At 72.8% G+C, this 14459-nt stretch carries 15 protein-coding genes; 8 read left to right on the forward strand and 7 right to left on the reverse strand.

The annotated features are described in order from the left end of the window. Positions 1 to 61 precede the first annotated feature (61 nt). Complete coding sequence (locus HG542_RS07985; RefSeq protein ID WP_171079395.1) at positions 62 to 604, forward strand: hypothetical protein; 543 nt, start codon at positions 62 to 64, stop codon at positions 602 to 604. Here HG542_RS07985 and HG542_RS07990 read toward each other — a convergent pair. After that, positions 599 to 1114, reverse strand: a complete 516-nt coding sequence (locus tag HG542_RS07990; RefSeq protein WP_171079396.1) for a DM13 domain-containing protein — start codon at positions 1112 to 1114, stop codon at positions 599 to 601. The two genes, HG542_RS07985 and HG542_RS07990, sit on opposite strands and share 6 nt — an antisense overlap. A gap of 88 nt (positions 1115 to 1202) precedes the next feature. Beyond that, entirely contained in the window at positions 1203 to 1970 is a 768-nt protein-coding gene (gene map / locus HG542_RS07995; RefSeq protein WP_171079397.1) for a type I methionyl aminopeptidase, read from the reverse strand. A gap of 65 nt (positions 1971 to 2035) precedes the next feature. Between map and HG542_RS08000 the strand changes: the two genes are divergently transcribed. After that, positions 2036 to 2308, forward strand: a complete 273-nt coding sequence (locus tag HG542_RS08000) for a helix-turn-helix domain-containing protein (protein WP_171079398.1) — start codon at positions 2036 to 2038, stop codon at positions 2306 to 2308. Between the two features lie 252 nt (positions 2309 to 2560). After that, positions 2561 to 3253 carry an IclR family transcriptional regulator gene (locus tag HG542_RS08005; RefSeq protein ID WP_229922456.1) on the forward strand — a complete coding sequence of 231 codons (693 nt, stop codon included), beginning with the start codon at positions 2561 to 2563 and terminating at the stop codon, positions 3251 to 3253. Here HG542_RS08005 and HG542_RS08010 read toward each other — a convergent pair. Beyond that, entirely contained in the window at positions 3186 to 4136 is a 951-nt protein-coding gene (locus HG542_RS08010) for a GlxA family transcriptional regulator (RefSeq protein ID WP_171079399.1), read from the reverse strand. The genes HG542_RS08005 and HG542_RS08010 overlap by 68 nt on opposite strands. A gap of 211 nt (positions 4137 to 4347) precedes the next feature. On the opposite strand from HG542_RS08010, the gene HG542_RS08015 reads away from it, so the two are divergent. Together HG542_RS08015 and HG542_RS08020 are read left to right on the forward strand one after the other, a co-directional pair. After that, positions 4348 to 5031 (forward strand): DJ-1/PfpI family protein, encoded by a 684-nt coding sequence (locus HG542_RS08015; protein WP_171079400.1) that lies wholly within the window; start codon positions 4348 to 4350, stop codon positions 5029 to 5031. Positions 5032 to 5045: 14 nt separating this feature from the next. Continuing rightward, positions 5046 to 5513, forward strand: a complete 468-nt coding sequence (locus HG542_RS08020; RefSeq protein WP_171079401.1) for a hypothetical protein — start codon at positions 5046 to 5048, stop codon at positions 5511 to 5513. A 22-nt stretch (positions 5514 to 5535) separates the two neighbouring features. Here HG542_RS08020 and HG542_RS08025 read toward each other — a convergent pair whose 3' ends face one another. Further along, entirely contained in the window at positions 5536 to 6501 is a 966-nt protein-coding gene (locus HG542_RS08025) for a GlxA family transcriptional regulator (RefSeq protein WP_171079480.1), read from the reverse strand. Positions 6502 to 6634: 133 nt separating this feature from the next. Between HG542_RS08025 and HG542_RS08030 the strand changes: the two genes are divergently transcribed. Then, entirely contained in the window at positions 6635 to 7729 is a 1095-nt protein-coding gene (locus tag HG542_RS08030; protein WP_171079402.1) for a PP2C family protein-serine/threonine phosphatase, read from the forward strand. A gap of 113 nt (positions 7730 to 7842) precedes the next feature. On the opposite strand, the gene HG542_RS08035 is transcribed toward HG542_RS08030, so the two are convergent. Further along, complete coding sequence (locus HG542_RS08035; RefSeq protein WP_171079403.1) at positions 7843 to 10251, reverse strand: ABC transporter permease; 2409 nt, start codon at positions 10249 to 10251, stop codon at positions 7843 to 7845. 82 nt (positions 10252 to 10333) lie between these two features. After that, positions 10334 to 11080, reverse strand: coding sequence for an ABC transporter ATP-binding protein (locus HG542_RS08040; protein WP_171079404.1), 747 nt, complete (start codon positions 11078 to 11080; stop codon positions 10334 to 10336). A 144-nt stretch (positions 11081 to 11224) separates the two neighbouring features. Between HG542_RS08040 and HG542_RS08045 the strand changes: the two genes are divergently transcribed. Next, positions 11225 to 12424: a sensor histidine kinase gene (locus HG542_RS08045; RefSeq protein ID WP_171079405.1), complete on the forward strand. Its 1200-nt coding sequence runs from the start codon at positions 11225 to 11227 to the stop codon at positions 12422 to 12424. Beyond that, positions 12421 to 13104 (forward strand): response regulator, encoded by a 684-nt coding sequence (locus HG542_RS08050; protein WP_171079406.1) that lies wholly within the window; start codon positions 12421 to 12423, stop codon positions 13102 to 13104. Before HG542_RS08045 ends, HG542_RS08050 begins: the two co-directional genes overlap by 4 nt. A 46-nt stretch (positions 13105 to 13150) precedes the next feature. Here HG542_RS08050 and HG542_RS08055 read toward each other — a convergent pair whose 3' ends face one another. Next, a complete protein-coding gene (locus HG542_RS08055; protein ID WP_171079407.1) occupies positions 13151 to 14353 on the reverse strand; it encodes an alpha/beta hydrolase family protein in 1203 nt (400 codons plus the stop codon). Positions 14354 to 14459 lie beyond the last annotated feature (106 nt).

Genomic DNA, 14459 nt, shown 5'->3' on the forward strand with positions numbered 1-14459 from the left:
TCAGACCCCCCGGCTCTTCGTTCCGGCGGCGACCCCGCCGCGGACGGAAGGGAGCACGGCGATGAACACGACTCCGAGAACACACCGCAGGCGGACGGCGGTCGGCGCGGCCCTGGTGACGGTGCTTGCGGGCGCGGGCCTCGGCCTCGGCGCGCCGCAGGCCACAGCCGCCGACCCCGTCTCCGTCGGCTACACCTGTACCGGCCCGGGCGCGCCCAGCGGCGTCCAGTCCCTGCAGGTCACCATGACGGCCCCGGCGAGCGTCCCGCAGGGCGGCAACGCCGACCTCTCCATCAGCGTCGTCACGCAGCTGACGGTGCCCATCGACGTTGCCGCAGGCAGCGTGACGGGCGAGATGACCGTCAACCTCGGCGGCGCCGGCTCCGGCAGCGTGACCGCCACGGGCTTCACCAACCCCGATGCCATACCGAGCGGTTCGACGGCCACGCTGACCGGCGGCACCGCCTCGGTCCAGCTCACCGCCGCGGGCACGACGACCTTCGCGCCGGGCGATGCCGCGGTGCACGTCTTCGGCGTGACGGTCAACTGCACGGTCTCCGGCGACGCCCCGGTCGCCGCACAGACGAACGTCACCGCCTCATAGCGCACGCGTGAGGGCGGCGGCGCCGAAGGATACGTCGAAGCGGTCGCACCAGATGCTGACGCTCCTGTACGCATCCAGGTCCAGCCCGGCGGGCAGCGGGTAGTTCTGGTCCCCTTTGTTGCCCTTGAGCCTGCCGAGCTCGGTGTGGGCGCCGTCGTCGAACACGAACCAGCCGGCCCGGCCCTGCCGCACCGGAGCGTCGGTGATCAGCACCCGCAGGTCCGGGCCGTTGCTGGTGTCGAGGTTCTCCAGCCGCAACGTGCGGCTGCCGTCGGGCAGTTCCAGGATCCGCACGGTGCCGCTGGTCGCGTGCTCGTGACCGATGAACTCGCCGGTCGCCAGCGTGCGGGCCCCCTGCTCGCGGGCGACGGGGGCGGCCTCGCGCACGGTCTCGTTCACCCACAGCTTCCACGGCTGGAACCAGACCGCCCCCACGGCCGCCGCCACGAGCCCGCACACCAGCAGCCCGATGCCGACTCGCCCGGCCAGTACCCGTCGTATGCGCCCCATTACAGCCTCCTGCAGCTTCCGTCCCCGGTGTCACTGGTGAAACGGCGGGCGGGGCGGCCCGTGCTCCGGGAATCCCATGACGGAAGTCTTACGGCAGGGTGAGGATGCGGGGCCCCTCCTCGGTGATGGCCACCGTGTGCTCGACGTGCGCGGCGCGCGAACCGTCGGCGCTGCGGAGCGTCCAGCCGTCGGGGTCGACGACGTACGCGTTCCGGCCGCCCGCCATCAGCATCGGCTCGATGGCCAGGACCAGGCCGGGGCGCAGCGGGTAACCGCGGCCGCGGCGGCCCGAGTTGGGGACGTCCGGCTCCTCGTGCATCCGGCGGCCGATGCCGTGGCCGCCCATGTCCGCGGGCATCCCGCAGCGGGCGGCGCGGGCGACCGTGCCGACGGCGTGCGAGATGTCGCCGATGCGGCCGCCGACGACCGCCGCGGCTATGCCCGCCTCCAGCGCCCGCCGGGCGGTGCCGATCAGCTCCAGGTCGGCCGGGGCCGCGGTGCCGACGACGAAGCTGACGGCGGCGTCGCCGGTCCATCCGTCGAGCTCCGCGCCGCAGTCGATGCTGACCAGGTCGCCGTCGCGCAGCCGGTAGTCGTCGGGGATGCCGTGTACGACGGCGTCGTTGACCGACGCGCAGATGACGGCGGGGAACGGGGTGGGGGCGAAGGAGGGCCGGTATCCGAGGAAGGGCGAGCTCGCCCCGGCCTTGCTCAGCACGGCCCGGGCCGCCTCGTCCAACTCCCGCAGGGCGACCCCCACGGCAGCCGCCTCCTGCACGGCGGCCAGCGCGTTCGCCACCACGCGGCCCGCCTCCCGCATCGCCGCCAGGGCCGCTTCCGACTTGATCTCCACCATGGGTACTGCTCCGATCGAATCCAATTCTTATACCGGTTGGCGCCAGCGGTATTAATATCACGGTCATGGTGAGAACTCCTCTGACCCCGTGGGAGCGGCAGCGCGGCGAGCAGCTGGGCGCACTGCTGCGGGAGGCGCGCGGGGCGCGCAGCATGGTGGAGGTCGCGGCGGCGGCGGGCCTGTCCGCCGAGACGCTGCGCAAGATCGAGACAGGCCGGGCACCGACACCGGCGTTCTTCACGGTGGCAGCCGTGGCCACGGTGCTGGGGCTGTCCCTGGACCAAGTGGCTGCCGCCTGCACGGAGGGCCTGGACGAGATGGCGCGGCTCGCGGGATAGGTTGCGGCGCCCGACAGGCGCCCCCGTAAGGGGCGCGGGGAACTGCGCGATCAGCCACGGCGCGCCCGCGGCCGACGTCCCTGGGGCTCCGCCCCGGACCCCTGGGGTGGTGCGTCGGCCGCAGGCCGTCCGTGGCTGAGCGCGCAGTTCCCCGCGCCCCTTACGGGGCGCATGGTGCGGCGCTTATCGGCCGATCGGCCGACACGGCAAGCCCCTCCCGTTCGTACCGTGGACACGGAGGAGGTGTTCCCCATGTCCCACACCGCCGCAGCCATCCGGCTGCTGGCCCGGAACCCCGAGCGCGGTGTCACCGAACACCGGCTGATGGCATACCTCGGACTGCCCGCCGACTCCGTCCGCGCCCTGCTCCGCGACCTCCGGTCCGAAGGACTGGTGCGCGACGACCCCGACGGCGACGCCTGTCTGCCCGCCGGGCCCCTGGCCCCGGCGGAGCCGGCACCGGCCCCGCCCGACTGCAACGACCTGCGCGCGTCCGCCATGAACTGGGCCGACGCGCTCGCCGCCCGCAGCGGCATGAGCGTCTTCCTTGCCGTGCCCCACCCGGTCGGGGTGCAGATCGTGCACCACGTCTTCCGCCCCGACAACACTCCGCAGCAGCTGCTCACCGGCAGCATCTGCCCCGCCACCAGCGCCCTGGCCAGGGCCGTCGCCGCCCCGTACGACCGGCGCTGCGTCTTCGCGGCCGACACCGGCCGGTCCGACGAGGCCTCGCTGGCGATCGCCGTGCCGTGCACGGCCGCGTACACCGTGGCCCTGGGCCTGACCGGCCCCCGCCGCCGGCTGGATCCCTCCTGCGACGGGTCCGCCCGCTACGAGAAGCTGTTGCGGGACACGGCCGGCGCCATCACGGACGCGCTCAAGGGGCGGCCGGCCTGCGGAACGCACGCCGGTACGCCTGCGGGCTCGTGCCGACCAGGCGTTTGAACCGGTCCCGGAAGGCCGTCGGCGACCCGAACCCCGTCTGGGCGGCGATGCGCTCCACGGAGTGCGCGGTGGTCTCCAGCAGGTACTGCGCCTGCTGGATGCGGACCCGGTGCAGCCACTGCAGCGGCGTCGTGCCCGTCTGTTCGCGGAAGCGGCGGTTGAGGGTGCGGGCGCTGGTGCCGGCGTGCGCGGCGATGCCGGCCAGCGTCAGGTCGCGGCCGGCGTTGTCCCGCATCCAGCGCAGCAGCGGCTCCAGGGTGGTCCCGTCGGGGGCGGGCGGCGCGTGGACGATGAACTGCGCCTGCCCGCCGTCGCGTTCGAGCGGCATCACGCTGAGCCGCGCGGTGTCGGCGGCCACCGCCGAGCCGTGGTCGCGCCGCACCATGTGCAAGCAGAGGTCGAGCCCGGCGGCCGCACCGGCCGAGGTCAGGATCGCGCCGTTGTCGACGTAGAGCACATCCGGGTCGACGTCGATGCGCGGGTACCGGGCCGCGAGGAACGGTGCCGCGATCCAGTGAGTCGTGGCCCGGAGACCGTCGAGCAGTCCGGCGGCGGCGAGGGTGAAGGCGCCCGCGCAGATCGAGGCGATCCGGGTGCCGCGCCCGGCCGCCCGGCACAGTGCGTCCAGCACCTCGGCCGGGACGGGTGCGGTGACGTCGACGGTGCCCGGCACGACGATCGTGTCCGCGTCGGCCAGTCCGTCGAGCCCCCAGGGCGCGCGCAGCGCGAACGCCCCGGCGTCGACCTCCTCGTGCGGCGCGCAGACGCGCACCCGGTAGGCGGCCCGGCCGTCGGGCAGCCGGGCCCGGCCGAACACCTCGACGGGGGTGGACAGGTCGAAGCCGATGACCCCGTCCAGTGCGAGAACGGCAACGGTGTGCATGGCCGTACGGTACGCGTCCGCCGGGCGCCTGAGGACGGCGCAGGGGCGGTGCGTACCGCCCTCACCTGCGAACTCCCCGCATCTCAAGCTGTGGCGGGAATCCGTTGAAGCCTGGCATTCCTGCCACTGTCCGCCCTCCGCGGCCCCCGGTTAGCGTCGGGCCCGGCGCGCCCCGCCCGGGGCCGCCGTGGCGTGAAAGGACTGATGCCGGATGCTCGCCCAGGTCGTACTCTTCGACGGCTTCGACCCCCTGGACGTCGTCGCGCCCTACGAGGTGCTGGAGGCCGGGGGCCCGGCGACCGGGGGCGCACTGCGCGTGGAACTGGTCTCCGCGGAAGGCGCCCGCGAGGTGCCGAGCGCCTTCGGGGCCGTGTCCCTGCGGGCCGTCGGCGCGTTCGACCCCGACCGCGCGGACCTGGTCGTGGTGCCGGGGGCGGCGGGCCGGATGCCTGCCGGCGAGGGCACGGGGCAGGAACCGGCAGCACCGGACGACGGCGTTCCGTCCATCCCCGACGTCCTCGCCCGCGCCCTGCGCACGCCGCTGCCCGCGCTGCTCAAGTCCGCCCTCGACAGGCCCGGTTCGACCGTGGCCACCGTGTGCGGGGGCTCCCTGCTGCTTGCGATGGCCGGGCTGCTGAAGGGGCGCCATGCCGTGACCCACCACCAGGGGATGGAGCACCTCGCGGCCTGCGGAGCCGTGGCGGTGGACGCCCGGGTCGTCGACGACGGCGACCTCGTGACCGGCGCCGGGGTCACCTCCGGCCTGGACGTCGGACTGCATCTGCTGGAGCGCGAGTTCGGGCCGCGGGTGGCCCACGCCGTCGAGCAGTTGCTCTCCCACGAGCGGCGGGGAATCGTCTGGCGCGCCACCGGGCTCGTGCCCGCAGCGCTCTGAGGGCGGTTGCCATCGTGAACGCGTTTCTTCTCTCCGCCCACGTCCTGGCCGCGGTCATCGCCGTCGGCCCGGTGACCGTGGCGGCCAGTATGTTCCCCGCGGCCGTCCGGCACGCCGTGGCCACACCGGAGGACGGACGGAACCTGGCCACCGTCCGCATGCTGCACCGGATCTGCCGGGTCTATGCCGTCGTCGGCGTCGCCGTACCGGTCTTCGGGTTCGCCACCGCGAAGAACATGCATGTGCTGGGAGACACCTGGCTGATCGTCTCCATGGCGCTGACGGCGGTGGCGGCCGTCGTCCTGGGGGCGCTGGTGCTGCCGGGGCAGGGTGCCGTGGTGGCCCGGCTGGAGGGCGGCGGCGCCGGGCCGCTCTCCGCGCCGCCGGCCCGACTCGCCCTGTACGCCGGGCTGTTCAATCTGCTGTGGGCCGCCGTCACCGTCCTGATGATCGTCCGGCCCGGTTCCACGACGGGCGTCTGAACGGCCGCCCACGGCACGGCAGTCACCCCCGCCGGAAACGGTCGCGGTAGGCGGCGGGCGACACCCCCGTCTCCCGGGAGAACGCCCGCCGTATCGTCTCGACCGTGCCGAAGCCGCACCGTTCGGCGATCACGTCGACTCCGTCCACCGTCCGCTCCAGCATGGTCCGCGCCACCGCCACCCGGGCCCGCTCCACGTACGCCCCGGGGCTGGTGCCGACGGCCTGGCTGAACAGGCGGCTGAAGTGGCGGCGGCTCATGCCCAGCCGGGCGGCCATCGCGGGGACGGACAGATCGCCCGACGGGTCGGCGTCGATGCCCAGGACGAGGTCCCGCAGGGCACCGGCCCGCAGCAGCTCGCCGCGGGTCCGGCTGCCGAACTGGGACTGCCCGCCGGGGCGCTGCATGAAGACCACCAGGAACTTGGCGACCGCACAGGCCAGTTCGGCACCGTGGTCGTCCTCGACGAGGGCGAGGGCGAGATCGATGCCCGCGGTGACGCCCGCGGAGGTGGCCAGCGCCCCGTCCCGGACGAAGAAGGCGTCGGGTTCCACGGCCACCGCCGGGTAGGCGGAGGCCAGTTCGGCGCAGAAGGCCCAGTGCGTGGTGGCACGGCGCCCGTCGAGCAGCCCCGCCGCGGCCAGCACGAAGGCGCCCGTGCACACCGAACCGATGCGCCGCGCCCCCGCCGAGAGCCGCTGCACGTGCCGCAGCAGGTCGCTGTCCGCGACCGCGTCGGCGTACCCCCAGCCCCCGGCCACCATCAGCGTCTCCGGGGGCTTGCGCACCTTCATCAGGTCGGCGGAGACGGCCAGATCGAGACCGGCCGAGGTGCGGACGGCCCGTCCGCCGACCGAGGCCAGGCGCACCCGGTAGCCGGCGCCGGCCGCGCGCGCGGCCCGGTCGAAGACGTCCAAAGGCCCTGCGACGTCCAGCATTTGCACGCCGTCGTAGACGACGAGCAGGACGTCGTGTGCGTCGCGCGTCATCACCCTGCCGCTCACGTCGGCCATCGTGGGTCAGCCGCCGGTCCGGGCGCAGCCGAAGCGGCACCTATACACCTTTATGGAGTAATGTCCGCGCTTGCGCGGGAACGCACGGACCCTAGGGTGGGCAGCAGCCATGAAACCGCACCCACGCCGCACCGGAGCGGCCGAGGCGCCGCCGCTCCCCCTCCCGGCCCGCACGCTCGTCGGGGCGGCCTACGCCCTGCTGGTCACCGGCGTGGTCACGGACATCGCCAGCAACCCCCGGTCGACCATCTCCCCCGCGCTCGCCACCGCCCCCGTGCTCGCCGGGATCGGCACCCGGCGCGCCCGGGTACCCCTGGCGGCCGGGGCCGTGGCCCTGCTGCTCGTCATCTGGCTCGCCAAGGCCGACCCGGGCGTGCCGTTCGCCGTCCACCTGACCTCCGGCGTCACGGTGCTGGCCATCACCTGCATCAGCACCGCCAACGTCGTGCTCGTCTCGACGCGGGAGCGCGAACTGCTGCAGTCGCGGTCGGTGGCCGAGGCCGCGCAGCTCGCGCTGCTGCGCCCGGTCCCGGAGCGGACGGGCCGGCTGTGGGTGGCGGTGCGCTATCTGGCGGCCGCGGCGGACGCCCGGGTGGGCGGGGACCTGTACGAGGTGCTGGCGACCCCGTTCGGCACCCGGCTGATCATCGGCGATGTGCGGGGCAAGGGGCTCGCGGCCGTCGAGACGGCGTCCGACGTGCTGGGCACGTTCCGCGAGGCGGCACAGGTCGAGCCGGACCTCGCGGTGGTGGCGCAGCGGCTGGACGCCACCGTCCGGCGGCGCGGCGCGGGCGAGGAGTTCGTGACCGCGGCCCTGGTGGGGGTGGCGGATTCGGGGAACCTCGCGGAGCTGGTCGACTGCGGGCATCTGCCCCCGCTGGTGCTGCGCGCGGGCACGGTGACGCCGATCGAGCCGGCGCTGCCGCTCGCCGATCCCCCGCTGGGCCTGTGCGACCTGACCGGGAGCACGTACCACCGCCAGGAGTTCGTCCTCGCCCGCGGCGACACGCTGCTGCTGTACACGGACGGGGCGACGGAGGCGAGGGATGCGGCCGGCCGCTTCTATCCGCTGGAGGAGCGGGTGGCCGGGATGCCGGAGTCGTCTCCGGAGGCGCTGCTGGACCGCCTGGTGGCGGATCTGCTCGCGTGGTCGGGCGACGAACCGGCGGACGACGCGGCCTTGTTGGCGTGCCGCGCCCCGTAAGGGGCGCGTGCTCGCGCCCACGCGGCGGAGCCGCTGGGGGCACCTCCCAGCGGTAGCTGGGGGAGTGAACAGCCCCGCGCCCCTGACGGGGCGCAACCGCCTACTGCTCGGTCCTACTCGGTCCGCAACGCCGTGGCGGTCCGGGTCCGTGCCGCCCAGCCGGCCGGCAGCAGTGCGCCGAGCAGGGCGATCACGATCCCGCCGGCCAGCAGGGGGACGAGCAGCCCGGCGGTGTAGACATGGGACACGCTCGGCGGCAGGTGCCGCCCGATCGCGTTCCCCATCGGGGTCAGCGTCGCCTTCTCCACCGCGACCCCGAGCGGGACCCCGATCAGCCCGGCGATCAGGCCGGTGAGGGACACCGAGGTCAGCACCATCGCGATGGTCTGCTTGGGTGTCATCCCGAGGGCCTTGAAGATCCCCAGATCATGCACCCGCTCCCGGGTGTCCTGAACCACCATGCTCAGCACCCCGAGCGCGGCGACCGCCACCACCATCAGCGTGAGCGTGGCCACCAGGGCGCCCATGGTGATCACCACGATGTTCTTGCCCCCGTCCGAGTGCGGCTGGACCGAGGCGTTCAGCGGGGTCAGTGCGGCGGCGGCCGAGGTGGACCAGTCCGATCCGCTGACGTTGTCGGCCAGCTCGACGTTGAACTGCTCGATGTGCGGGGCCAGACCGGCGGCGGTGAAGGTGGCCGCATCCGTCATGACCGTGTAGTCGCCCACGTTGGTGTCGAAGTTGATGCCGACGACCTTCAGCGGCAGTTGCTTGTTCTGCTGCACCACGGTGACGTCGTCACCGACGTGGATCCCCACCGTCGTGGCCAGCTTGTCGCCGACCACGGCCTCGCCGGGCGCCGAGAACCAGCGGCCGGACAGCAGCTCCATCTTCGTCCAGGAGACGTCGCCGGTGACCGTGAACACCTTCGGCAGTTCGCCGCCGGGCGGGGCGCCGACGATGGTCGCGCCGCTCTCGCCCCAGCCGAACGCGGCCTTCGTGCCCGGGGTCCCGGCGAGCGCGGCGGCCACCTTGGCGGCGTCCAGGTGCGGCCTGCGCGGGTCGTTCGGGCCGTAGCGACCCCAGGGCACGCCTACGTCGGCTGTGGGTATCACGAACTCCGACGCGACGTTGAAGCCTGAGGTACTGGTGTCCAGGTACTTGTTGAACGAGGACCCCAGCCCCACCGCGAACGTGACACCCACCATGCCGAACAGCACCGCCGCACCGACCAGTACGACCCGGGCCGGCCGGGCGAACGGCTGGGCCAGACCCAGCGACATGGCCCGGGGCAGCGGCAGCCGCGAGGCAAGACGCTGCGCCGTCCGACCGGCCCCGGCCTTGGGGGCGCGGCCGGCCACCAGGGCCTGCACCGTCGGCATCCGGCCGGCCCGCAGTGCCGGGATCAAGGCCGTGGTGCCGACGATCAGCAGGGTGCCCAGCGGCACCACGGCGCTGACCCACAACGGAATCGTGGCACCGGCCGCGCCGAGCTGCTTGGTGGCCCCGTCCAGGATCGGCACGGCCAGGAGGTTGCCGAAAACCGTGCCGAGCACCACGCCGAGTGTCGCCGGGATCATGGCCTGCGCGGTGTAGGCGCGGGCCACCTGCGAAGGGGTGAAGCCCAACGACTTCAGAATCCCGATGCGCCGGATTCCCGAGGCCACAGCCCCGCTGACCACGATCGCGATGATCAGCACCGACATGAACAGCCCGAGGATCCCGAAGCCGATCAGGAACGGCACGAAGGCCTTGGCGTTGCCGGTCGCCTGCTGCTCCGCGGTCAGATACGACTGTCCGCCCTCGACCGCGCCGGCCGGCGCAGCGGCGGCCACCGCCTGCTTGTCGGTGGCGATGTCGGCGTCGGTCCCGGCCTTGGCGAACCGGTAGAGCATCTGCACGTCGGACTTGGCGCCGGCGGCGGTGAGCCGCGCGAAACCGTCGGCGGTGGCGAAGGCGGTCGCGCTGTTGGTCACCGAGCCGCCGAAGCCGACGACCTTGAACGACGGCTTGCCCGGCAGGGAGGAGAACACCACCGAATCGCCGAAGCAGACGGTGGCGAAGTGCTGCCACGGCAGGGCGATCTCTCCCGGGCCGGTCGGCCAGCGCCCCTGGGTCAGCACGAGTTGGTCCATCCCGGATGTGCTCCCCGGGTCGGGCCGGGTGGTGACGGTGATCGGACCGTTGTCGTGACCGGCGAAATCCTTGTCGGGGCAGTCCGTGCCGACGGTCGTGTCCAGGGCGGCGGCGATCGGGTACGGTCCGGCCGCCCCGGTGACGCCGGCGGCGTGCGCGGTGGCTGCGGCCTGCGCGGCCGTGGCCTTGGAGCCGTCGAACTGGACCGCCAGGTGCGCCCCGTTCCGAGCACTGAAAGCGTGCTCGAACGGGGCCTGCACGACGGCCAGCAGGCCGAGGGAGAGTACTGAGGACGTCACCGCGGCGAACGTCGTCAGGGCCATGACGAGGGACTGGACCCGACGCCGGCCCACGCCGGAGCGTACGACCTTGCCCAAGGCGCTCACCGGCTCACCGCCGGCAGCATGCGGGCCACGGCCCGGAATCCGACCTCGAAGAGACGCCGGGGCATCGGCGGTTTGCGCAGTGTCATCCGACCGCTCCCGCCGGACGGGTCAGCGGCGTGCGGGCGGCCAGGCCGGCACCGCTTCCGTCGTTGACGACGTCCCGCTCGACCGCGCCGTCCACCAACTCGATCGTGCGGCGCGCGGTGCTCGCGGCCAACTGCACATCGTGGGTCACCAACACGATGGTCTGGCCCTCGCTGTTCAGGTCCAGCAGCAGCCGGCGCACGTCCTCGGCCGAGCTCGAGTCCAGCGCGCCGGTGGGCTCGTCGGCCAGCAGCAGCGCCGGCTTGTTCATCAGGGCCCTGGCCACCGCCACCCGCTGCCGTTGCCCGCCGGACAACCGCTGCGGGTAGGCCTTGGCATGCCGGTCGATGCCCAGCGAGCCGAGCAGCTCGACGGCCCGCCGCTTCGCCTCGCCCTTGCCCATCCCGGCCAGCTGCGCCGGAACCATGACGTTGTCCAACACGGTCAGGTCGTCGAGCAGATTGAAGAACTGGAAGATCATGCCGATCGAGGCCCGGCGGTACTTCGCCGATCCGGCCTCACCGAGCTGGTCGACGCGGGTGCCGTCGACGGTCACGGTGCCGCTGGAAGGCTTGTCCAGACCGGCGATCAGATTCAGCAGCGTGGACTTCCCGCTGCCGGAGTGGCCGAGGATCGCCACGCACTCACCGGACGCCACGGACAAGGTCACACCGGCCAGCGCGGGCGGGCCGTCGTCGTACTTCTTCATCGCGTCTTGGAGCGCGATCATCGGCGGATTCGTCATGGCCATGAACCTAGGAACGGACCATGACCCATCGCGTCGGCCGGCGGATGTCACCTCTCCCCCCAGGCCATCGGCCCGGCGGTGTACCCCGCGTACATCCCCGGGGCGACGCGCAGGGCCGACGCCACTGAATACGATCTTCGTATGGAAGAGCTTCTGCGGCGTCTCTCGACATCGAAGCGCGTGACCCGGCTGATGTCACAGACCGTGGTGCCGGCCACCGCCTGCTGCTACGCGATGCTGCTCCCCTGGACGATGCCGACCCCTGCGGACGGCCTCTTCCGGTTCCCCGACCTCGGGCCCGTCCAGATGCTGATTCTGTACGTCGTGCTCGCCCTTCCGGTTCTGCTGGTGCGCCGTCTGCCGGCGACCGTCTTCGCGGTGATCCTGGGCGAATCGGTCCTCGGCGCCGCCTTCGGCGCGCGGCCCGCGATCGTGTTCGTCCTGCTCGTCGCCTTGAGCGGGTACCTCGCCGCCCGGCGGCCGAAGGCTGCCGCCGTCGGCTCCGTCGCGGGCGTCGCGGCCGCGTTCGTCAACGACATCCACGGCTACCCCGGGGAGACCGTCGGCGACGCGGCCCAATGGACCGGGGGGCTCGCGTTGTGGTTCGCGGTCGCGTGGGTCTTCGGAGGGGTGTATCGCAAACGCCGTGAATACCTCGAAGCCCTGCACGAGCAGAGGGCGGCCCGCGCCGTCATGGCCGAGCGGCTGCGGATCGCCCGCGAACTGCACGACAGCGTCGCGCACAGCATCGGGATCATCACGGTGCTGTCGGGAGCGGCGGCGCGGGTCGTGGAGACCAGGCCCGAGCAGACGCGGCAGGCGCTGACCGGCATCGAGACCACCAGCCGGGAGACGCTGCTCGAGCTGCAGCGCATGCTCGGGGCGCTACGCCGCGCCGAGCCGGACGACGCCATGCCGCAGGCCGCTCCGCTGGCGCCGGGCGGCAGCCTGGCCGACGTCCCGCTGCTCGCCGAACGCACGGCCGACGTCGGGGTGCAGGTCCACGTGACCTGGCAGGGCGAGCGGCGTCCACTGCCGCCGGAGATCGAACTGTCGGCGTTCCGGATCATCCAGGAGTCGGTGACCAACGTGGTGCGGCATTCCGGGGCGCGGATGTGCCGGGTCGCGGTCGGTTACGAGCCGGAAGGAGTGAGGATCGAGGTGGTGGACGACGGGGACGACGGTTCCGGCGGGCCGGGCCGTCCGAGGCACTCCGCGGCCGGCGGGAGCGGCTTCGGCCTGCTCGGCATGCGTGAGCGGGTGACGTTGCTGTCCGGCCAGTTCAGCGCGGGCCGGCGTCCGGAGGGCGGATTCCGGGTGACGGCGAGCCTCCCGGCATGAGCGTGCGAGTGCTGCTGGCCGACGACCAGCCCCTGATGCTGGTCGGGCTCGCCATCCTGATCGGCGACACCGACGACCTGGAGGTGGTCGGCGAGGCCGGCGACGGCCGCGAGGCGGTGCGCCTGGTGCGTGAACTGCGGCCGGACGTCGTGGTGATGGACATCCGGATGCCGGGCATGGACGGGATCGAGGCGACCCGCCAGGCGACCGCCGAGCCGGACCCGCCCAAGGTGCTGGTGCTGACCACCTTCGACGACGACGAGTACGTCTACGGCGCACTGCGCGCCGGGGCCAGCGGATTCCTGCTCAAGAGCATGGCCCTGGACGCGATCCTGGACGCGATCCGTGTGGTGGCGGCCGGCGACGCGCTGATCGCGCCGAGCGTGACCCGACGGCTGATCGCGGACTTCGCCGGAACGTCCGGCCCCGCGGCCCCCGAACCGGACGTCGAGCCCGCCGCGGACCCGAGTCCCATCGCGGGGATCACCGACCGGGAACGCGAGGTGCTGGCACTGGTCGGACAGGGACTGACGAACGGTGAGATCGCCGAGCGGCTGGTGATCAGCGCGGCGACGGCGAAGACCCATGTCGCCCGTCTGTTCGCCAAGCTGGAGGCGCGGGACCGCGTCCAGCTGGCGATCATCGCCTTCGACACCGGACTCGTGCCGCGTAGACGGTAGGGCAGGACGAGAAGAACAATCGCCGAAGGATCAACGCGGCGCCGCACTAGGGCTGGAAGAGCACTTCCGGATTGTTCGGCGAGGGGCCGTCCAGCAGCGGACTGTGAATCCCCTTCAGCGTCCGGTCGAAGAACGCCGTCACGTACTCACGCGTGATCACGATTCCGCGTTCGGGGTCGAGGGGCGGCGTCGGGTACCCGGCCTGCTCCTTGAGCAGGTCCACGTCGGTGAAGCTGGGGTGGTCGGCGCCGGTGACCGCCAGCCACTTCTTGTAGCCGCCGAGGGCGCCCCAGGCCTGCCCCCAGTTGTCACGACCGCCGGCCGAGTGGTAGTCGGCCGCACCCAGCATGAGGAACGGCCGGTTGATCTGGCCGGGCATCGGGGCCGGGGAGAAGGTGCCGTCCATGTTCACTCCGGCCCGTACTCTCGGGTCGGCGATCATCGTGGTGGCGGCCGCCGCTCCGCCGATGGAGTGTCCGGCCATGCCGATCTCGTGCTTGTCGATGAGGTGTGCCAGGCGCCACGCGGCATTGCCATGCGTCAACTGGTCGATCACGAAAGACACGTCCAGCGCGCGGCTGGCGGTGACCGGGTCCATGTCGCGCTTCGGGTCGTCGCAGATCGCGCACGGCGGCGTCTGGCCGTTCGCCAGCGTCTCGCCGCTGTCCTCGTGGGTGTGGCCGACGAGCGCGACGACGTAGCCGTGACTGGCCAGTTCGGTCGCGAGCGAGGTGAGCATCATGCGCGGGTCCCCGAACCCGGGTGAGAGGACCACCAGCGGATGCTTGCCGCGCTGCGGCCGCGCGCCGTCGAAGGCGTGAGTGGTGACGCTGGAAAGGGTCTGCGGGGTGATGCCGGAGCTCGCCGGTATCTTCGCGCGCTGGATGTGTCCGGCTGCTTCGGCGAGGGTCATGTAAGGGGCCGGAGTCCCGGTCCCGGGGACGGCCGGGTAGACCATCGTGACGGTCAGTCGGCGAGGGCCGGATGACGGCACCCACGGGTCGGGGCGGCTCGCGTCGGTGAGGTGGATGACGTCCTCGCCGGCGGCGTAGCGGCCGGTCGGCGCAGGGAGCGTGCCTTGGAAGGACCGCGTGGGCGCGGTGGCCGTGGCCGGTGCGGTGTCGAACGTGTGCGTGGCCGACGGTGTGGCAACCGGTGTGGTCGTGGCGGCGAACCCGGCGCCGGTTCCGGTGACGAGGGCGGCGAGCGCCAGCGCCGCGACGGCGCTGATACGGCGATTGCGTTTCATGGGATCGACGCTAGATTCCGCAGCTCCGTATCGAATCAGCTCGTGGATGTAAGCATCCTGGTGTCGTCCGTGTCGTTCGTAGCCCCCGCGAGGTACCGGAGTAATC

The organism is Streptomyces morookaense, assembly GCF_013030945.1.
GTDB lineage: Bacteria > Actinomycetota > Actinomycetes > Streptomycetales > Streptomycetaceae > Streptomyces > Streptomyces morookaensis.